General features: G+C 64.5%; 17 protein-coding genes. 12 read left to right on the forward strand and 5 right to left on the reverse strand.

Features of this window, described 5'->3' with window-relative positions; all coding sequences use genetic code 11:
* Positions 1-31 precede the first annotated feature (31 nt).
* Both AC5RWA_RS04305 and xseA read right to left on the reverse strand, forming a co-directional pair.
* Complete coding sequence (locus AC5RWA_RS04305; protein WP_115525149.1) at positions 32-250, reverse strand: exodeoxyribonuclease VII small subunit; 219 nt, start codon at positions 248-250, stop codon at positions 32-34.
* Complete coding sequence (xseA, locus tag AC5RWA_RS04310; RefSeq protein WP_079597350.1) at positions 247-1,584, reverse strand: exodeoxyribonuclease VII large subunit; 1,338 nt, start codon at positions 1,582-1,584, stop codon at positions 247-249. The genes AC5RWA_RS04305 and xseA overlap by 4 nt, the downstream gene beginning before the upstream one ends.
* Before the next feature lie 162 nt (positions 1,585-1,746).
* On the opposite strand from xseA, the gene AC5RWA_RS04315 reads away from it, so the two are divergent.
* The gene (locus AC5RWA_RS04315; protein ID WP_494056668.1) at positions 1,747-2,598 is read left to right on the forward strand and encodes a hypothetical protein; all 852 of its coding nucleotides are present in this window, start codon (positions 1,747-1,749) and stop codon (positions 2,596-2,598) included.
* A 9-nt stretch (positions 2,599-2,607) separates the two neighbouring features.
* Positions 2,608-3,687, forward strand: a complete 1,080-nt coding sequence (locus AC5RWA_RS04320) for a 4-hydroxy-3-methylbut-2-enyl diphosphate reductase (RefSeq protein ID WP_079597348.1) — start codon at positions 2,608-2,610, stop codon at positions 3,685-3,687.
* Positions 3,688-3,744: 57 nt separating this feature from the next.
* On the opposite strand, the gene AC5RWA_RS04325 is transcribed toward AC5RWA_RS04320, so the two are convergent.
* The gene (locus tag AC5RWA_RS04325; RefSeq protein ID WP_494056669.1) at positions 3,745-4,971 is read right to left on the reverse strand and encodes a DNA recombination protein RmuC; all 1,227 of its coding nucleotides are present in this window, start codon (positions 4,969-4,971) and stop codon (positions 3,745-3,747) included.
* A gap of 90 nt (positions 4,972-5,061) precedes the next feature.
* Here AC5RWA_RS04325 and ychF point away from each other — a divergent pair, with 90 nt between their 5' ends.
* The 6 genes from ychF (at position 5,062) to AC5RWA_RS04355 (ending at position 13,695) form a co-directional block, all read left to right on the forward strand.
* Positions 5,062-6,147 carry a redox-regulated ATPase YchF gene (ychF, locus tag AC5RWA_RS04330; RefSeq protein WP_494056670.1) on the forward strand — a complete coding sequence of 362 codons (1,086 nt, stop codon included), beginning with the start codon at positions 5,062-5,064 and terminating at the stop codon, positions 6,145-6,147.
* 104 nt (positions 6,148-6,251) lie between these two features.
* Positions 6,252-8,018, forward strand: coding sequence for an ABC transporter family substrate-binding protein (locus AC5RWA_RS04335; RefSeq protein ID WP_494056671.1), 1,767 nt, complete (start codon positions 6,252-6,254; stop codon positions 8,016-8,018).
* 286 nt (positions 8,019-8,304) lie between these two features.
* Positions 8,305-9,990 carry a peptide ABC transporter substrate-binding protein gene (locus AC5RWA_RS04340; protein ID WP_494056672.1) on the forward strand — a complete coding sequence of 562 codons (1,686 nt, stop codon included), beginning with the start codon at positions 8,305-8,307 and terminating at the stop codon, positions 9,988-9,990.
* Between the two features lie 123 nt (positions 9,991-10,113).
* Positions 10,114-11,043: an ABC transporter permease gene (locus tag AC5RWA_RS04345; RefSeq protein WP_275727720.1), complete on the forward strand. Its 930-nt coding sequence runs from the start codon at positions 10,114-10,116 to the stop codon at positions 11,041-11,043.
* On the forward strand, positions 11,033-11,977 hold the full coding sequence (locus tag AC5RWA_RS04350) for an ABC transporter permease (protein ID WP_079597343.1): 945 nt from the start codon (positions 11,033-11,035) through the stop codon (positions 11,975-11,977). The genes AC5RWA_RS04345 and AC5RWA_RS04350 overlap by 11 nt, the downstream gene beginning before the upstream one ends.
* Before the next feature lie 11 nt (positions 11,978-11,988).
* A complete protein-coding gene (locus tag AC5RWA_RS04355) occupies positions 11,989-13,695 on the forward strand; it encodes a dipeptide ABC transporter ATP-binding protein (RefSeq protein ID WP_494056673.1) in 1,707 nt (568 codons plus the stop codon).
* A gap of 82 nt (positions 13,696-13,777) precedes the next feature.
* On the opposite strand, the gene AC5RWA_RS04360 is transcribed toward AC5RWA_RS04355, so the two are convergent.
* The gene (locus tag AC5RWA_RS04360; protein WP_494056674.1) at positions 13,778-14,650 is read right to left on the reverse strand and encodes an SGNH/GDSL hydrolase family protein; all 873 of its coding nucleotides are present in this window, start codon (positions 14,648-14,650) and stop codon (positions 13,778-13,780) included.
* 283 nt (positions 14,651-14,933) lie between these two features.
* Between AC5RWA_RS04360 and typA the strand changes: the two genes are divergently transcribed.
* Positions 14,934-16,862 (forward strand): translational GTPase TypA, encoded by a 1,929-nt coding sequence (gene typA / locus AC5RWA_RS04365; RefSeq protein WP_494056675.1) that lies wholly within the window; start codon positions 14,934-14,936, stop codon positions 16,860-16,862.
* A gap of 150 nt (positions 16,863-17,012) precedes the next feature.
* Here the strand turns inward: typA and AC5RWA_RS04370 are convergent, their stop codons facing one another.
* A complete protein-coding gene (locus tag AC5RWA_RS04370) occupies positions 17,013-17,252 on the reverse strand; it encodes a putative acetyltransferase (protein WP_079597338.1) in 240 nt (79 codons plus the stop codon).
* A 137-nt stretch (positions 17,253-17,389) separates the two neighbouring features.
* On the opposite strand from AC5RWA_RS04370, the gene fdxA reads away from it, so the two are divergent.
* The 3 genes from fdxA (at position 17,390) to AC5RWA_RS04385 (ending at position 20,403) form a co-directional block, all read left to right on the forward strand.
* Positions 17,390-17,716: a ferredoxin gene (gene fdxA / locus AC5RWA_RS04375; protein WP_009356972.1), complete on the forward strand. Its 327-nt coding sequence runs from the start codon at positions 17,390-17,392 to the stop codon at positions 17,714-17,716.
* Between the two features lie 10 nt (positions 17,717-17,726).
* Positions 17,727-18,875: a succinyldiaminopimelate transaminase gene (gene dapC / locus AC5RWA_RS04380; protein WP_494056676.1), complete on the forward strand. Its 1,149-nt coding sequence runs from the start codon at positions 17,727-17,729 to the stop codon at positions 18,873-18,875.
* Between the two features lie 241 nt (positions 18,876-19,116).
* Positions 19,117-20,403, forward strand: coding sequence for a citrate synthase (locus tag AC5RWA_RS04385; RefSeq protein WP_079597336.1), 1,287 nt, complete (start codon positions 19,117-19,119; stop codon positions 20,401-20,403).
* Positions 20,404-20,445: the final 42 nt, after the last annotated feature.

The raw sequence follows: 20,445 nt of genomic DNA on the forward strand, positions 1-20,445 counted from the left end.
CTGGTTCCGCGTTACCCGGCATGGCTTCCGTTTACAGCGGCTGGTCGCGGGCGGCGGCCAGCCGCTTCCGTGCCCCCTCGAGCCACTCCTCGCAGCGTGCGGCCAGGGCTTCACCGCGTTCCCACAGCGCCAGCGACTCTTCGAGGCTGGCACCTCCGGCCTCGAGCCTGCCCACGACGGCGATGAGCTGCTCACGGGCCTCCTCGTAGCTCAGGCCTGCGGTGCCGGCGTCCGGCTTTTGCTCACTCATGCGGTTCTCCCGTTGTTCGGATTGTCCTGGCCAGAATCAGTGGATGCGCCTGCGCCCGTGGAGGTTGCACCGAAGCGGCCCTCCGCCACCCTGATGGACAGCGGCGAACCGGCCGGTGCATCAGCCGGGCGGCGGACCACTGCGTGCCCGGCGACCGCTGCCGGTCCTGCCTGCTGCCCGGCGAGTTCGACGACGGCGTACCCCCGGTCCAGCGTCTTCTGCGGCGACAGCGCGCGCACCTGTGCCTTGAGGTGTTCCAGCTGATCGGCGGCGCGTACCACCGTGGAGTTCACGGCAGCGGAAGACCGCCTCAGCAGCCGCTCAATTTCCTCACTGCGGACGGTTACCAGTGCCTCCGGTGACGCCAGGACCGGCCGGGAATGAAGCGACGCGAGCCGGTCCGTTTCACGGTCCACCATGCGCTCCATGCAGCGCCTCAGCTGTTCCCGCGCCTGCCGCACGCCCGCCAGTTCCTCGGAAACTTCCGGAACAATCCGCTTCGCGGCGTCGGTGGGGGTGGACGCCCGCAAGTCTGCAACGTCGTCCAGCAGCGGCCGGTCGGCTTCGTGCCCGATGGCACTCACCACAGGGGTGGCTGCTGCCGCCACAGCACGGACCAGCTCTTCGCTGTTGAAGGGCAACAGGTCCTCAAGTGCGCCTCCGCCGCGGGCGATGACAATGACGTCCACCACGGGATGAGCGTCGAGCTCCCGCAGGGCACGGACAATCTGGGACACGGCAGTGTTTCCCTGGACCGCCACTTCACGGATTTCGAACTCCACCGCAGGCCAACGCAGGGCAGCGTTCCGCAGGACGTCCTTCTTGGCGTCGGAATCCCGGCCGGTAATAAGGCCGATGCGGTGTGGCAACAGGGGGAGTGGCTTCTTGCGGGAATCGGCGAAAATTCCCTCCGCGGACAAGGCCTGCCGGAGCCTCTCAATCCGGGCCAGGAGGTCACCCAGGCCCACCGGCCGGATGTCCCTGACCAGCATGTTCAACCGTCCGGTCTTAATCCAGAACTCGGGCTTCAACAGGGCCACCACGCGTGATCCGCGTTCCAGGGGCAGATTCTGGCGCTCCAGTACTTTGGTCCAGACCGAAGCCGGCAGGGACACTTCGGCATCAACATCCCGCAGCGTCAGGTAGGCGTTGGTACCGCGGCGGTTCAGTTCAATGACCTGGCCTTCCACCCACGCCGAGGGTGTCCTGTCGATGTGGGCCTTGAGCTTTTGCGAGAGCAACTGAAGCGGCCACGGGTTGTCCGGGGTAGTTTCAGCAGCGGTGGCGGGCAGTGTGGAGGGCGCGGTGCCGGGAAGGGAAGCCTGGTCAGACATGCAAACGCCCTTGCGGGGCTGGAGCTGCGGGCATGGGGTCCTTCGTCTGTTGTGCGGCGGTTATTCAACCTTATCCATAAGCTGTAGCACGCGGGACTGACAGCGCCCGGCCAGGATCCTTGCCTAGGATGGATCTACCGCCATCAACCCGAAGGATCTGCTGTGCGCACTTTCGTTTCCGCCGTCGCCACCGTGCTGGGTGTCCTGCTGGCCGCCGTTGCTGTTCCGGCCATCTGGCTTGACCGCAGCATCGTCCAGGAGGACGGCTTTGTAGGGCTGGCGGCGCCCCTGGGAAGAAACGCCGAATTCCAGCAGCAGCTGGCCGCTGCGGCCGTGGGAACCATCGACACCAGCGCAGTTCCGGGCTTCCTGTCCGATCTGGTCCAGCCAGTGCTGGAGGATGCGGCCACGTCGCTGTCCGGGCTCCAGGGATACCCCGCCGCCTGGGAGGAAACACTGCGCAAAAGCCACCGCCTCAGCTTCCCGCCGGCCGCGGCGGAGCCTGACCCCTCCGGTTCCGTCTCCTCGCTGACTCTTGACGTGGCCCCGCTGGTGGCGCTGGGTGCCGGGGAAATTTCCCGGGCAACCGGCCTTCCACTCGATCCGCCGGGGGAAACGCTGATCAACGTTGGCCAGCCCGAACAACGGGAGTGGACCGAGCGGCTGGCCACTTATGCCCCCATGGGCTACATGCTCGCCGTCGGTTCAGGCATCGCCTTCCTCCTGGCCCTCGTGGCGGCACGACGGCGTTGGACCGTGCTGGTGGGCGCCGGAATTGGCGGGCTGCTGCTTGCGGGTCTCTGGGCGGTGGGCGCGCAGGTGGGTGCGGCCCAGGCGCTGGCCGCGGACACCGGAAATGAGGTTGCCAACATGTTCCGGGATGAGTTCGTGGCCGCAGCCAACGCTGACTTCGCGGCATGGACGGCGGGCGCAGCCATCACCGGCGGGCTGCTGCTGCTCCTGGGCATTGTGGCCGGAATCTCATCGCGAAGGCGGCCGCGGGCAACCCGGTAGCATGGAGAAATGACCTCCTCAGCTGTTTCCCTTTCGATGCCCACCATCCCGCGTAGGCGCCGCTCCCCTGAGGAAGTAGCAGCGGCAGCCCCCGTCGCAGGAACCAAGAGAGTGCTGCTGGCCGCTCCGCGCGGCTATTGCGCCGGTGTTGACCGCGCGGTGATCGCCGTTGAGAAGGCGCTGGAACACTATGGTCCTCCGGTGTACGTGCGGAAGCAGATTGTGCACAACGTCCACGTGGTCACGTCCCTGGAGGAAAAAGGCGCAATCTTCGTGGACGAGACCGACGAAGTGCCCGAGGGTGCCCTGGTCATTTTTTCCGCCCACGGCGTTTCTCCAGCCGTGGTGGAATCAGCCGAGGAACGGGGACTGCGCACCATCGATGCCACCTGCCCGCTGGTGACCAAGGTTCACAAGGAGGCAGTCCGGTTCGCCAAGGACGACTTCGACATCCTCCTCATCGGCCACGACGGCCATGAAGAAGTCGAAGGGACAGCAGGCGAAGCGCCGGAGCACATCCAGATCATCAACGGCCCCCACGAGGTGGACAAGGTCACGGTCCGCGATCCCGAAAAGGTCATCTGGCTTTCGCAGACCACCCTGAGTGTTGACGAGACCATGGAGACCGTACGGCTGCTCAAGGAGCGGTTCCCTACCCTCCAGGATCCCCCCAGCGACGACATCTGCTACGCCACCACCAACCGGCAGGTGGCCATCAAGAAGATCTCGCCGCAGGCGGACCTGGTAATCGTGGTTGGCTCGGCGAACTCGTCCAACTCCGTCAGGCTCGTGGAGGTGGCCCTTGAATACGGGGCCAAGGCTTCCTACCGGGTGGACTTCGCCAACGAGGTGGACGAAGCCTGGTTCGAAGGCGTGGCCACCGTGGGCGTGACGTCCGGGGCATCAGTGCCGGAGGTGCTGGTACAGGACGTGCTGCGGCTGCTGGCCGACTACGGTTACGGCACCGTCGAGGAAGTGGTCACAGCGGAGGAAGACCTTCTCTTCTCGCTGCCCAAGGAGCTCCGCGCGACCCTGAAGCAGGCCGGTGACGTCAGCCGCGCGCTCGGCGGGCGCAGGCCGCGCAGCTGACGCCGTCCGCCGCCGGGTTTACTCCGGCAGCGGTGCCCCCGTCCTGGATGTATCGTCCTAGGCGGCTGCCTCGTCGTGCTGGAGTTCCGGGGCCGCGAGAGCACGTGGCGTGACCTCCACAGCCGGCGGGGCGGTCAAACCTGACTCTTCCAGTGTGTTCAGCTTCCGGGCCGTGGGCAGGACCCGTGCTTCCAGCGTGCCGACCATGGCGTTGTAGCGGTCCACCGAGGTTTTCAGCGATGATCCCAGCTTGGTGACGTTCTCGCCCAGTGTTCCCATGCGGTCGTAGAGCTGCCTCGCCAGGTCGAACAGTTCCCGGGCGCTGTCCGTCAGCACGTCCTGCCGCCACGTGAAGGCGACCGACTTCAGGACGGCCAGCAGGGTGCTGGGTGATGCCAGGACCACGTTCCTGGACAGGGCGTGGTCCAGGAGCTCCGCGTCTGCCGTCAGAGCCGCGGCCAGGATGGACTCGGCCGGGATGAAGCAGATCACCAGTTCGGGGGAGTTGCCGGGGATATCCCAGTACTTCTTGTTGCTGAGTGAGTCCACGTGGGCCCGGAGCGCCTTCGCGTGCGCTGCCAGCAGCGATTGCTGGTTTCGGCGGTCCATTGCGGTGGTCATGCCCTGCTGCCCGTGCCGGGCGTCGGCCGCTCCCAGTTCCTGGGCCTCCAGATAGGACGACAACGGAACTTTGGCATCAACCACCAGCTGCTTGTCGCCGGGGAGCTGGACCACAAGGTCGGGACGGACCGCGGAATCACCACCGGCGCTGTGGACCTGTTCCACGAAATCCACGTGCCGCAGCATCCCGGAGGCTTCCACCACGCGCCGCAGCTGCACCTCGCCCCACTGGCCGCGCGCACTGTTGGACCGCAGGGCCGATTCCAGTGCATGCGTGGACCTGATCAGCTGTTCGTCCGAGAGCCTGGCTTCCTGGAGCTGCTGCGCCAGCTGGCCATACTGCTCCACCCGGTCACGTTCCAGCAGCGCCACCTGCTGCTGCACCGCGGAGAGCTTTTCCGCGACCGGTGCAAGGGCGCGGAGCACGCTCCCGTCCTGCGTCCGTGCCTCGCCCAGCTCCCGGTTCTGTGCGGCCAAAAGCCGGCGCTCGGCGTCGGCAGCGGCGAACTGCGCGCTGACCTCGGACAGCCGGGATGAGACGGCGTCGAAATCCGCCTCAAGGGCATGCGAGTTCTTCCGCAGTGCAAAATAGGTGGCTGCAGCACCGGCCAAGGCACCCAGAAGCAGCATGAACAAGGCAAGAATCAACGCAAAAACATCCATGCCCTCACTGTTGCATGGGGCTCTGACAATCCGGGGCAATGACATCCGCCGGTACAGGCCGCGGGTGCCCTGCGGGTAGAATCAATGCTCGTGGCTCTTACTATTGGCATCGTCGGACTGCCCAACGTCGGCAAATCAACTCTCTTCAACGCGCTTACCCGCAACCAGGTCCTGGCCGCGAACTATCCGTTCGCCACCATCGAACCGAACGTGGGCGTCGTGAACCTGCCGGACCCGCGGCTGGACAAGCTGGCCGGCATCTTCGGATCGCAGCGCGTGCTGCCGGCCGCGGTCTCCTTCGTGGACATCGCCGGCATCGTCAAGGGCGCATCCGAAGGGGAAGGGCTGGGCAACCAGTTCCTGGCCAATATCCGCGAGGCCGAAGCCATCGCCGAAGTGGTGCGGGTGTTCGACGACCCCGATGTGATCCACGTTGACGGCAAGGTGGACCCCCGCTCGGACATGGAAACCATCAACACCGAGCTGATCCTCGCCGACCTGCAGACCATCGAGAAGGCTATTCCCCGGATCGAAAAAGAGGTCAAGATCAAGAAGCGGGAAGCCGCCGAGCTTGCCGCCATCAAGGATGCCCAGGCGGTGCTGGAACGCGGCGACACCATCTACTCGTCCATCAAGAGCGACAAGCTGGAGATGGAGCACCTCAAGGAGCTCAGCCTGCTCACGGCCAAGCCCTTCATCTACGTGTTCAACGCGGACGAAGGAATCCTGGGCAGCCCGGAAAAGCAGGAGGAACTGCGGGCCATGGTGGCCCCGGCTGACTGCATCTTCCTTGACGCCAAGCTCGAATCCGACCTCGTGGAACTGGACGAGGAAGAAGCCCGCGAAATGCTGGAGATGAACGGCCAGGACGAGTCAGGGCTGGACCAGCTGGCACGCGTCGGGTTCCACACCCTTGGGCTGCAGACATACCTCACCGCAGGGCCAAAGGAAGCACGCGCCTGGACCATCCACCAGGGCGACACGGCTCCCCAGGCCGCCGGCGTGATCCACTCCGATTTCCAGCGCGGCTTCATCAAGGCCGAGGTGGTGTCCTTCGAAGACCTCGTGGATGCAGGCTCCATGGCTGAAGCAAAGTCCCGCGGCAAGGTCCGGATCGAAGGCAAGGAATACGTCATGGCTGACGGCGACGTGGTGGAGTTCCGCTTTAACGTCTGAGCCGGTTCACCGTCGGACTGGGCGGACACCTTATCCTGACTATGGAGGGCGTGATCCTGGCGACTCCAGGTCCCCCTCCCGGAGGGAAAACACGAGGAGGCGGCATGCCGGTCAGGCGTCTGATGCACTACATCACCGCGGCGGTGGCGGCTGCGCTGGTTCTCTCCGGCTGCTCCGGAGCCGGCGGCAGTACGCCCGTTGTGGTGGGGGAGGCCAAGCGGGGCGGTGTCGCCACTGTTGCCGAGGTCAACGCGTTCTCGTCCTTCAACCCTTACAGCGCCGACGGCAACACGGACATCAACTCCAAGGTCGGTTACATCACCCACTCCGGGTTCTATTACCTGGATGACAGCGCCGCCGTGGTGCGCAACGACAAGTTCGGGCGGTTCGAGAAGGTCTCCGACGAGCCGTTGAAGGTGAGGTACACCGTTAATGAGGGCGTCAAATGGTCCGACGGTGAAGCGATCGACGCCGGGGACCTGCTCCTGAGCTGGGCGGCCGGTTCGGGTTACTTTGACGATGCCGATCCCATGACGGGAGCAGGAACCAGGTACTTCTCCGTCGCCTCGGACACCAGCGGCCTGGCAGGCACAGTCTTGCCCGAGCTCGGGGACGACCGGCGGTCCATCACCCTGGAGTACGCCACGCCGTACGCCGACTGGGAAGTCGCGTTCGACGTCGGGCTGCCGGCGCACGTCGTTGCCGCGAAGAGCGGGCTGAATGATGAAGAGGACCTGATTGACCTCATCCAGGACTCACCCCGGGGCGACCCCGAAAAGCCTGCCGTCAACGCTGAGCTGAAGAGGGTGGCCGATTTCTGGAACTCCGGCTTCGACACGAAGTCCCTTCCGGATGATCCGGCCCTTTACCTCTCCAGCGGCCCCTACATTGTGCGGGACATTGTTCCTGAGGTTTCCATGAGGCTCGTCCGCAACCGCGATTACGTCTGGGGAGCCGAACCCTGGCTCGATGAAATCACCATCCGTTTCACGGGTGCCCTCCCTGCTGCGGTTGACGCCCTCCGGAACGGTCAGGTGGACATCATCTCGCCGCAGCCGTCCGCCGGCACGGAGGATCTTTTCGCTGGCCTCGCCGAGCAGGGCAACACCCTGGAGCGGTACAACCAGTCCGGCTACGACCACCTGGACCTCAATTTCTCCGGCCCCTTTGCCCAGGAAGACGTCCGCGAGGCTTTCCTGAAGACAGTTCCACGCCAGGCGATCGTTGACGCCGTCGTGGGAGACCTGGTTCCCGACGCCAAACCGCTCGATTCCCACGTCTTCCTTCCGGCGCAGCCTAAATACCCGGACACGGTGAAGAACAACGGATCTTCCGACTTCCCTGAGGTGGACATCGAGGCTGCCAGGGCGCTCCTGGACGGCGACACCCCCACGGTCAGAATCCTGTACAACAGGGACAATCCCAACCGCGCTGAAGCCTTTGCCCTGATCAGGGACTCGGCGGCCCAGGCCGGGTTCCAAGTGGTCGACGGCGGGCAAAGCAGTGCTGACTGGGCAAAGTCCCTGGGCGGGTCAGGTCATGACGCTGCGCTGCTGGGCTGGATCGGAACCGGGGCCGGAGTCAGCCGGGTTCCCCAGATCTTCCGCACCGGCTCGGGCAGCAACTTCAACGGATTTTCCGACGCCGACGCGGACAAGGCCATGGAACAGTTGGCCCGGACCACGGACCTTGGCAAACAGGACGAACTACTTGCTGAGATCGACCGACGCATCTGGGAGAACGCCTACGGACTCCCGCTGTACCAAACCATTGGCACCACCGCATTCGGCCCCCGGATCACCGGAGTGAAATCGAGCTCCGGACCCCTTGGTGTCTGGTGGAACGTGTGGGAGTGGCGCCTGGCCTCCTAGTGGCTTGTGCTTCCAGCAGCACCCTGCAGGGGGCCTTGTGGGACTCGCCACGCCCGATTCGCCGTCGGAGCTACCGGCGAGTAGCATGTGACTTGCACAACTTCCGTTCACCGGCTATCACGTCGGAGTGACCCGGTCACGGTTTGGCAACGGAGTACCAGTATCTGGACTTCGTGCGGTTAGGCTACTCGTTATATGTAAGTTGCGTCACAGTAAAACGCTGTGCCGGGCTTACGGGGAAGCACAAGATTCCCCTCGATATCTCCCACAACTCATAGGAGGCGGAATGCGTTTCACGCGCACTTCCAAAGCACTGGGCATCGTGGCAATTGCCGCGCTGGCCCTGACCGGGTGCGGCGCTGGAGGCGGCACCACCGAAGGGGGCGGCGACACCGCCGGCGATCCCAACAAGGTCATCACCGCCTACAGCAACGAACCACAGAACCCGTTGCTGCCGGCCGCAACCAACGAAGTCTACGGCGGCCGGGTGGTGGAGCTGCTGTTTGAAGGACTTCGGACGTACGACGCCTCAGGCAAGCCGGTCGAAGCCCTGGCGGAATCCATTGAATCCGCGGACGCCCAGAACTGGACCATTAAGGTCAAGCAGGGCCAAAAGTTCACCAACGGCGAGGAAATCACTGCCAAGACTTTTGTTGATTCCTGGAACTTCGCCGCGAACTCGAAGAACCTGCAGATCAACAGCTTCTTCTTTGAGTCAATTGCCGGGTACGAGGAAGTTTCCGCCGTCACCGAGGAAACCAGTGCTGACGGCAAAAAGACCACCACTCCTGCACCCACGGCCGAAACCATGTCCGGCCTGGTTGCCACCGATGATTCCACCATCACGGTGAAGCTTGCGCAGCCGGAGGCTGACTGGTCGCTGCGCCTTGGCTACTCCGCCTTCTTCCCGCTTCCTTCCGCGGCACTGGTCGACCCGAAGGCCTTCGGCGAGAATCCGGTGGGCAACGGCCCGTACAAGATGGAAAAAGAGGGTGCCTGGGTCCACGACCAGTCCATCTCCCTGGTCAAGAACCCTGACTACACCGGTCCCCGCGAGGCGAAGAACGGTGGCGTGAACTTCAAGTTCTACACCGATCCGGGCCCGGCCTACACCGACCTGCAGTCCGACAACCTGGATGTCACGGATGTTCTCCCGTCCAACGCACTGAAGACCTACACCACGGACTTCCCGGACCGCAACGCCACCAAGGCGACTGCCACCAACTCCACCTTGAACATCCCGGGCTACAACCCGAACTTCCAGGGTGAAGCAGGCAAGCTCCGCCGCCAGGCACTCTCCTACGCCATCAACCGCGAAGAAATCTGCAAGGTGATCTTCAACGGAACCCGCACCCCGGCAAAGGCCTTCGTCCCGCCGGTTATCGAAGGGTTTGAAGAAGGGATCAAGGGCAGCGAAGTTCTTACGTTCGACGCCGCCAAGGCGAAGGACCTGTGGGAACAGGCTGAAAAGATCCAGCCGTACGACGACTCCAAGCCGCTCCAGATTGCCTCCAACACCGATGGTGGCAACAAGGAATGGATCGACGCCGTAGCCAACGGCTTCAAGAACAACCTCGGCATCGAGGCTGAAATCCAGCCCTTCGCCAAGTTCGCCGAAGTGCTGAACCTGCGCAAGTCCCAGGAGCTCCCGGGCCTGACCCGCGCCGGCTGGCAGGGTGACTACCCGTCGCTGTACAACTTCCTGGGACCGATCTGGGCCACGAACGCCTCTTCCAACTACGAGAAGTACACGAACCCTGAGTTCGACAAGCTCCTCCAGGAAGGCCTCGCCGCCAAGTCCACGGACGAGGCCAACGCGAAGTTCAACCAGGCACAGGAGATCCTCTTTGAGGACCTTCCGGGTCTGCCGCTCTGGGACCAGGCACGCGCCATTGTCTGGAGCAACAACGTTGTGAAGGCCGAGACCGGCTGGAACGGCGGCATCCGCTACTTCGACATCACGGCAAAGTAGTCCCAGATCTAACTTGCCGCCAGGCAGATGGGGGTCCGGTCACGGCCGGGCCCCCATTGGCTTGCAACGGCAGGAAGGCACCCATGAACCTGTTTACTTCCCATCCGGAAGGTTGGTGATCCCGTGGTCCGCTTTATCCTGCGCCGACTGCTCCAGGTGATCCCCGTCTTCATCGGCACCACGCTTCTGGTCTATTACATGGTGTTCGCCCTGCCCGGCGACCCCATTGCGGCGCTCTTCGGCGACCGGCAGCCACCGCAAGCCGTCATCGATACCCTGCGCAGCCAGTACCACCTGGACGAGCCGTTCTGGGTCCAGTACGGCCTCTTCCTGCAGAACCTGTTCACCTTTAACCTCGGCAACGATTTCACCGGGCAGCCTATCGCCGCGAGCCTTGCCCGAGTGTTCCCCGTAACTGCGATGCTGGCCATAGAAGCCCTGGCCATCCAGGCCATTTTCGGTGTTGCCTTCGGCGTTTTCGCCGGGCTGCGCCGCGGCGGCTGGTTCGACTCCACCGTCCTGGTGGCGTCCCTCGTGGTGATCGCCGTCCCCACGTTCGTCCTTGGCTTCGTATTCCAGCTCGTCTTCGGTGTCCAGCTCGGGTGGGCCAAACCCACTGTGGGTGCCAATGCGGACTGGGGCAGCCTGCTGCTGCCGGCGGTGGTCCTGGGGCTGGTGTCTTTTGCGTACGTGCTTCGCCTGACCCGCGCTTCGGTCAGCGAAAACATGAATGCCGACTACGTCCGGACCGCAACGGCCAAGGGCCTGTCCCGGCCGCGGGTGGTCCTGGCCCACATCCTGCGCAACTCGCTGATTCCGGTGGTGACCTACCTGGGCGCCAACCTTGGCGGACTGATGGGCGGCGCGATCGTGACCGAAGGCATTTTCAATGTGCCGGGCGTCGGCAACAAGCTCTACCAGGCAGTCCTCCGCAGCGAGGGACCCACCATCGTTTCCATCGTCAGCGTTCTGGTGCTGGTGTTCGTGGTGGCCAACCTGCTCGTCGATCTCCTGTACGCCTGGCTTGACCCGAGGATCCGCTATGACCAGTAACAACAGCCACTTCGTGGCGCCCATTGACGAAACCCCGCTGCTGGCAACGGACGCCGTCAAGACTGACCAGGCACCGCTCAGCCTGTGGTCCGACGCATGGCGCAAGCTTCGCCGTCGTCCGCTGTTCATCATCTCGGCGCTGCTCATCCTTGCCCTCACCGTGGTGGCACTGTTCCCCGGACTCTTCACCTCGGTAGCTCCGAATGCCGGCTGCGAACTGGCCAACTCGGAAGGCGGACCCACCGCCGGCCATCCGTTTGGCTTCACGTTCCAGGGCTGCGACGTCTACTCACGCGTGATCCACGGCACCCAGGCATCCATGTCCGTGGGTGTGCTCTCGGTGCTGTGCGTGCTGGTGATTGGAGTGACCATTGGTGCACTTGCCGGCTACTACGGTGGCTGGATCGATTCAGTGCTCGCCCGCCTCGGTGACATCTTCTTCGCCCTTCCGCTGATCCTGGGCGCGCTGGTCATCACGCAGCTGCCCCTGTTCCGCGAGAACAAGAGTGTGTGGACGGTGGTGTTTGTCATCTCGCTCCTGGCGTGGCCCCAGATGGCGCGCATCACCCGTGGCGCCGTGATCGAAGTGCGCAACGCGGATTTCGTCACCGCTGCCCGTGCGCTGGGCGTCTCCAAATTCGGGGCGCTGGTGCGGCACGTGCTGCCAAATGCCCTCGCCCCGATCATCGTGCTGGCCACCCTGGAACTGGGTGTCTTCATCGTGGCCGAGGCAACCCTGTCCTTCCTGGGTATCGGCCTGCCGCAGAGCATCATGTCCTGGGGCAATGACATCGCCGGTGCGCAGGCGTCCATCAGGACCAGCCCGGAGATCATGCTGTATCCCGCTGCTGCACTGTCCATCACGGTGTTGAGCTTCATCATGCTGGGCGACGCGGTCCGTGACGCCCTCGACCCCAAGAGCCGTCAGCGATGAGAGATAAAGAGATGACAACTCCAGAAGTCCGCATCGATGAAGCCGGCACCACGGGCGTCAGGCCGCTGCTGGAAATCCGCGACCTCGCCATCACGTTCAAGACCGGCGGAGGCGACGTCCAGGCGGTCCGCAATGCTCACCTGAGCATCATGCCCGGCGAAACGGTGGCGATTGTGGGGGAGTCCGGCTCCGGTAAATCCACCACTGCACTCGCGGCCATCGGACTGCTTCCCAACAACGGCAGGGTGTCCGGCGGACAGATCCTGCTCGACGGCGAGGACATCGCCCATGCCAGCGAGCAGCGCATGATCGAACTGCGCGGAAACACCATCGGCATGGTGCCGCAGGACCCCATGTCCAACCTGAACCCGGTATGGAAGATCGGCTACCAGGTCCGGGAAACCCTGCGTGCCAACGGGCGGCCCAGCGGACCGGAGGACATCGCCCGGGTGCTGTCCGAGGCAGGCCTGCCGGACGCCAGACGCCGTGCCAACCAGTACCCGCATGAGTTCTCGGGCGGCATGCGCCAGCGTGCCCTGATCGCCATCGGCCTTTCGTGCCAGCCGCGGCTGCTCATCGCCGATGAGCCGACATCGGCCCTGGACGTGACGGTGCAGCGGCAGATCCTGGACCACCTGGACACCATGACCACCGACCTGGGCACCTCGGTGCTGCTCATCACCCACGACCTGGGGCTGGCGGCAGAACGCGCCGACAAGGTGGTGGTGATGTACCAGGGCCGGGTGGTGGAGGCAGGACCGTCGCTGGAACTGCTGCGAAACCCGCAGCACCCCTACACCAGGAGGCTTGTCGAGTCGGCACCGTCCCTGGCAAGCCGGCGCATCCAGGCCGCCAAGGAACAGGGTGTGGAGACGGCGGACCTGCTGGCTCCCGCTGCCGAGACTGCCGTCGCGGATAACGTCCTGCAGATCCAGGACCTGCGGAAGGTGTACAAGCTCCGCCAAGGCTTCGGGAAGGCGACGGACTTCGCGGCGGTGGACGGCGTGAGCTTTGACGTCCAGCGTGGAACCACGACGGCGATTGTGGGGGAGTCCGGTTCGGGCAAGTCCACGGTGGCCAAGATGGTGCTCCAGCTTGAGAAGCCCACGGACGGCAGGATCCTGTTCGATGGCGTGGACACCTCGCTGCTTAAGTCGCAGGAACTGTTCAAATTCCGACGGCGCGTGCAGCCGATTTTCCAGGATCCGTACGGCTCCCTGGACCCGATGTACAACATCTTCCGCACCATCGAAGAGCCCTTGCGGGTCCACAAGATCGGCAACCAGGCGAACCGGGAGAAGAAGGTCCGGGAACTGCTGGACCAGGTGGCGCTGCCGCAGTCCGCCATGCAGCGGTACCCGAACGAGCTCTCCGGCGGGCAGCGGCAGCGTGTTGCCATTGCCCGCGCGCTGGCACTGGATCCCGAGGTCATCATCTGTGACGAAGCGGTGTCCGCTTTGGACGTGCTGGTCCAGGCGCAGGTCCTCAACCTGCTGGCCGATCTCCAGGCGAACCTTGGTCTGACCTATCTCTTCATCACGCACGACCTTGCGGTGGTCCGGCAGATTGCGGACCACGTGTGTGTCATGGAGAAGGGGCGCCTGGTGGAGACCGGCTCCACGGATGAAGTCTTCGAATCACCACGGCAGGAGTACACGAAGGCACTGCTCAACGCCATCCCCGGCGCCAAGCTGATGCTCCCGCCCGAAGTGGCGTAGCAGCACTTATCGAAACGAACGGCTGGAGCCGGAGCCCATGGGCCCGGCTCCAGCCGTTTTCGTATGTGGCGCTGTTTGCCGCCTAATCCTGGACTGCACCTGTGGCGTCCGTACCCGCGGCCAGCAGCGGTGCCGTGTCAGGCGTAGCCTTTCGGTCCAGGCCAAGTTCACGCAGCCGGCGCTCCAGCAGCGCTCCAAGCGACTGGCGGCCCGCGGCATTCATGTGGACTGCGTCGGCGAGATCCTTGGCCAGGCCGTACCGGGTGAGCCAGTCGCCCACTGACACAAAGGGCAGCCCGTGGGCCGCCGCCACCGAGCCGAGCAAGGCGTCAACCTCACTGCGGCGCCCCCCGCCCTGGTCCGCGCCGCGTGCCAACGTGCCGATCATCGCCATCCGGGTGCCGGGGTATCGGGCCTGAAGTTCAGCGATCAGCTTTTCCGCGTTACCGGCAATCCGCGTGTCACTCGCCCCGGTGGCGGCGTCATTGCCGCCGCCCTGGATGACGATCAGGGCCGGAGTCCCCGAAGGGAGCAGCCAGTCCCCTTCCAGGAGGGCATCCACATAGTTGCCCGTGCTGCCGTTGGAGGAGACGAATCCGGTGCCGCCGCGCCCGCAGAAGTAGACCTTGTACCCCGCTGCCGCAAGTGCCTGGCGGGGCCAGCCGTCGGCCGGTTCGGACTGCGAGTCCCCAATCAGCAGGACTGTCCGGGTGATCTCGGGGAGAACCGCTTCCAGCCGGCCATTAGCCGGATTCCGGACCTTGGCACCGGCAGCCACCGCGGCGGGCTGCCCGCCGTCCTGCGGATGGCCCGCAGCGGCGGCCGCCGGCGCGGAGGATATCCCGGGGGAGTAGGCGGCGATGCCGCATCCGGACAAGGCCATTAGGGAAGACACTGCCAGAGCGGCCGCGGCCCGGGATGCGCCAATGCGGGTGCGGGCCGAGGCCTTTGTCATGTGGTGTCTCCGGGCTTGCGTTATGCGGCGTGCGTGATGCGTCAGAGCAATCATGTGACATGCCGGCCTGATAGGCCAGTGATTTTCATCACTATTTTTCGGCGTGGCGCTGGCCCTGCGCGTGCACTCTGTACCTAGGCCGCCAGAAATTTAGGCCAATAAATGCCACTGCCGGTAGACTGGGGGAAGGTGCCCTGTGCTAAGGGCCTTGTCCGTCGTGCGTTCCAGTTGGAAATGTCGCGATACAACAGCTGACTTTCACCACTGAATCGAGCCATTACGCATGTCTGAAACCACCACCAACACCGCGGTAGCCACTGCATCACGCAGTGACCTCCGCAACGTCGCGATTGTGGCCCACGTTGACCACGGCAAGACCACGCTGGTCGACGCCATGCTCAAGCAGACCAACTCCTTTGCCGAGCACAACCACCTCGAAGACCGCGTGATGGACTCCGGTGACCTGGAGCGCGAAAAGGGCATCACCATCCTGGCCAAGAACACCACGGTGGCCTACAACGGTCCGTCCTCCAACGGCGAGACCATCACCATCAACGTTATTGACACCCCAGGCCACGCTGACTTCGGTGGCGAGGTGGAGCGCGGCCTGTCCATGGTGGACGGCGTCGTGCTGCTGGTTGACTCTTCCGAGGGCCCGCTGCCCCAGACCCGCTTCGTGCTGCGCAAGGCCCTTGCAGCGCACCTGCCGGTCATCCTCCTGGTGAACAAGACCGACCGTCCCGACGCCCGCATCGACGAAGTGGTGCACGAGTCCATGGACCTGCTCCTGGGCCTGGCCTCCGACCTTGCGGACGAAGTTCCGGACCTTGACCTGGACAAGGTCCTTGAAGTTCCCGTTGTGTACGCGGCGGCCAAGGTTGGCCGCGCGTCCCTGGAGCAGCCGGCCAACGGCTCCGCCCCGGACAATGAGGACCTTGAGCCGCTGTTCAAGACCATCATCGAGCACATCCCGGCCCCCACCTACAACCCGGAAGGTGTCCTGCAGGCGCACGTCACCAACCTGGATGCCTCCCCGTTCCTGGGCCGCCTCGCGCTGCTCCGCATCTACAACGGCACCCTGCGCAAGGGCCAGCAGGTTGCCTGGGCCCGTGCCAACGGCGAGCTCAAGACCGTGAAGATCACCGAGCTCCTCGCCACCAAGGCACTGGACCGCGTTCCTGCCGAGTCCGCGGGACCTGGTGAGATCGTCGCCGTCGCCGGCATCGAGGACATCACCATTGGCGAAACCCTCACGGACGTCGAGAACCCGCAGCCGCTGCCGCTGATCACCGTGGACGATCCCGCGATCTCCATGACCATCGGTATCAACACCTCGCCGCTGGCCGGCAAGGTCAAGGGCGCCAAGGTTACCGCCCGCCAGGTGAAGGACCGCCTGGACAAGGAACTGATCGGTAACGTCTCCATCAAGGTGCTCCCCACCGAGCGTCCCGACGCCTGGGAAGTCCAGGGCCGTGGCGAGCTCGCGCTGGCCATCCTCGTTGAGCAGATGCGCCGCGAAGGCTTCGAGCTGACCGTGGGCAAGCCGCAGGTTGTCACCAAGACCATCGACGGCAAGATCCACGAGCCGATGGAGCACATGACCATCGACGTGCCCGAAGAATACCTCGGTGCCGTCACGCAGCTGATGGCCGCACGCAAGGGCCGCATGACCAACATGGCCAACCACGGTACCGGCTGGTGCCGCATGGAGTTCATCGTTCCGGCCCGTGGCCTGATCGGGTTCCGCACCAAGTTCCTCACGGACACCCGCGGCGCCGGCATCGCGGCGTCCATCTCCGAAGGCTACGAGCCGTGGGCCGGCCCCATCGAGTACCGCACCAACGGTTCGATGGTTGCCGACCGCGCCGGTGTTGTGACCCCGTTCGCCATGATCAACCTGCAGGAGCGCGGCTCGTTCTTCGTCAAGCCCACCTCCGAGGTTTACGAGGGCATGATCGTGGGCGAGAACTCCCGCGCCGACGACATGGACGTCAACATCACTAAGGAAAAGAAGCTCACCAACATGCGTGCCGCTTCCTCCGACACCTTCGAGAACCTGACGCCGCCGCGCGACCTGACCCTCGAAGAGTCCCTCGAATTCGCCCGCGAGGACGAGTGCGTCGAGGTGACCCCGGAAGCCATCCGCATCCGCAAGGTCATCCTGGACACCAACGAGCGTGCCAAGGCCAACCGCGCCCGCGCCAAGGCTTAGTCCTTTAGGACCTCTTTGAAAGCTGCCGGCACGGCAGGCGGGATTCCCGCCACCGTGCCGGCAGCTTTTGTTTTGCCATGTTTGTACCGGGCTGCGCTTCAAGTGCGGGTTCGGGCCGCAGCGGCAGTCCCAGCGCAGTGACTGCGCGCTTTACTGTGCCGCGGGTCTGCGGCGCTCCGGCGCCGGCGGGACCTGCTTGGCGGCCACCACAAGGTCAAGGGGAATGACGACGTCGGCCTGCCGCGTGCGGACGGTGCACGCACCGGCGTCGCACGAGACCAGGTGGCCGAGCGCGTCGGTCAGGCCGTCCTCGATTCGGTACCGCACCACCACCCGTGTTCCGGGTGCGGCGGCGGAAAGGAACCCTGCGGGGGTAGGGGGCTGACTCACCAGTTCATACTAGGTGTCCCGGCTAGGTTCGCGGGAACGGCCTGGGAGATAATAGGCTCAGATGTCAAGAGTCCGGCCAGAGCTGCCGGATGCAAGAACCGGCGGGTTGCCGGAACCAACGTGGAGAGGCCAGGGACGTGACGTACGTAATCGCGCAGCCGTGTGTAGATGTCAAGGACAAGGCATGTATCGAGGAATGCCCCGTCGACTGCATCTATGAGGGTGAGCGTTCGCTGTACATCCATCCGGACGAATGCGTCGACTGCGGCGCCTGCGAGCCCGTTTGCCCGGTCGAGGCCATTTACTACGAGGATGACACCCCCGACGAGTGGGCCGACTACTACAAGGCCAACGTGGAGTTCTTTGACGACCTCGGTTCACCCGGCGGCGCCGCCAAGATCGGCAACACCGGCAAGGACCACCCGATGATCGCCGCGCTGCCCCCGCAGAACCAAGACCACTGACGCAGAAAAGGTGACCGCAGCAGTGACTACGTTTGGCCTTGACCTGCCCGATTACCCGTGGGAGGCCATGGCGCCGTATCTTGCGAAGGCATCGGAGCACCCCGGCGGTGCCGTCAACCTGTCGATCGGCACACCCGTGGACCCCACCCCGGCGCTGGTCCAGGATGCCCTGAAGGCTGCTGCCGACGCACCGGGGTACCCCACGGTGCACGGCACACCGGCGCTTCGGGAAGCCATCGCAGGATGGTTCGAACGCCGCCGCGGTGTGGCCGGACTGGATCCCCGCAACATCATGCCCACGGTGGGTTCCAAGGAACTTGTGGCGTGGCTGCCGCTGCTGCTCGGGCTGAAGCCGGGTGACGTCGTCGTACGTCCCAAGGTGGCCTACCCCACGTACGATATCGGCGCCACGCTGGCCGGCGTCACCTCCGTTGCCACCGACAACCTGGACGAGCTCGACGACGCCACCCGTGCGCGCGTCCGGCTCATCTGGGTCAATTCCCCGGGCAACCCGACAGGCAGCGTCCGCGACGCAGACTCCTTGAAAGCGCTGGTTGAGCAGGCCCGGGAGCTGGGGGCCGTGGTGGCCTCGGACGAATGCTACGCAGAACTCGGCTGGGGAACCTGGGATGTGCAGCGCGGCGGCCAGTCCGTCCCCAGCATCCTGGACCCGCGGGTGGCAGGCGGATCGCACCAGGGCCTGCTCTCCGTCTACTCATTGAGCAAGCAGTCCAACCTCGCCGGCTACCGTGCCGCCTTCGTCGCCGGCGATCCGGACCTGATGCCAAACCTGGTCAACAGCCGCAAACATGCCGGCATGATCGTTCCCTACCCCGTGCAGGAAGCCATGCGCGTGGCGCTCGGCGATGATGCTCACGTCGAGGCCCAGAAGGACCTCTACCGGGGCCGGCGGGAGCGGCTGGTTCCGGCATTGCTGGACTTCGGCCTGGAAATCAAGGATTCAGATGCCGGGCTCTACCTCTGGTCCACGGCAGGGGAAAGCACCTGGGACACGGTGGCGCGCCTGGCAGAACGGGGCATCGTGGTGGGGCCGGGAGTCTTCTACGGCGAGGCAGGCAACGGTTACGTCAGGGTCGCCCTTACCGGAACCGATGAGCGGATTGATGCCGCAGTGGCCCGGCTGCAGGAAGCCCGGTAAAAAAGCCGCGTAACAATCGTGTGACTCGCGCCACACCACCCGCATTTTAGGGGACTTTAGGCTGTCTCGGATTAGTGACACCCGCCAAGGAGCGGTACTTTTTAAGTGACTATCAATGGTGGCTTTCTACAAGAAGGCAGCCCGGGTGTTGGAACCTGTGTTCTCAGGGTCAGTGCGCGGCTCACCTGATGTTGGATCAAGCTTTCGACAGAGGCCCAGAGAGCCTCATGAAGGGGACTCCATGACTGAGACCAACAACGCGGCTACCCTGCTCCATGCAGGAGGCGAGCTCAAGCTCCCGCGCATCCAGGTTATTGAAGGAAACGAAGGTTACGACGTTTCCAAGCTGCTGAAGCAGACGGGCGCAGTCACCTTTGACCCCGGCTTCATGAACACCGCAGCAACCACCTCGGCTATCACCTACATCGACGGCGATGCGGGCATCCTGCGGTACCGCGGATACCCCATCGAGCAGCTGGCGCAGCACTCCAGCTTCCTCGAGGTGTCCTACCTGCTGATCTACGGCAACCTGCCCACGCCCACCGAGCTGGACGAGTTCGACCAGAAGATCCGGCGCCACACGCTGCTCCACGAGGAGCTGAAGGGCTTCTTCGGCGGCTTCCCCCGCGACGCGCACCCCATGCCCGTCCTGTCCTCCGCAGTGTCCGCGCTGTCCACGTTCTACCAGGACTCGCTGGACCCGTTCAACGCCGAGCAGGTGGAAGTTTCCACCATCCGCCTGATGGCCAAGCTGCCCGTCATCGCCGCCTACGCGCACAAGAAGTCCATCGGCCAGCCCATGCTGTACCCGGACAACTCCCACAACCTGGTGGAGAACTTCCTGCGCCTCAGCTTCGGCCTGCCGGCCGAGCAGTACGAGGTTGACCCCGTCGTCGCCAAGGCCCTGGACCTGCTCCTCATCCTGCACGCCGACCACGAGCAGAACTGCTCCACGTCCACGGTGCGCCTGGTGGGTTCCTCCAACGCCAACCTGTTCGCCTCCGTTTCCGCCGGTATCAACGCACTCTTCGGACCCGCCCACGGCGGCGCCAACGAAGCCGTGCTGAAGATGCTGCGCCAGATCCAGGCCGAGGGCACCAAGCCCGAGGACTACATGGAGAAGGTCAAGAACAAGGAAGACGGCGTCCGGCTCATGGGCTTCGGACACCGCGTCTACAAGAACTACGATCCGCGTGCCAAGATCGTCAAGGCCACCGCCCACGAGATCCTCACCAAGCTCGGCGGCAACGACGAACTGCTGGACATCGCCCTGCGCCTGGAAGAGAAGGCGCTGAACGATGACTACTTCATCCAGCGCAAGCTCTACCCGAACGTGGACTTCTACACCGGCCTGATCTACAAGGCCATGGGCTTCCCGGAGAAGATGTTCACCGTCCTGTTCGCCATCGGCCGCCTCCCCGGCTGGATTGCCCAGTGGCGTGAAATGATCAGCGACCCGAACACCAAGATCGGCCGCCCGCGCCAGCTGTACATCGGCGAGCCGGCCCGGGACTACCCCGCCCGCTGACATCCCCTTACGACGACGGCCGCCCACCTCCAGGAGGTGGGC

This window comes from Arthrobacter sp. 210 2 (assembly GCF_059093025.1).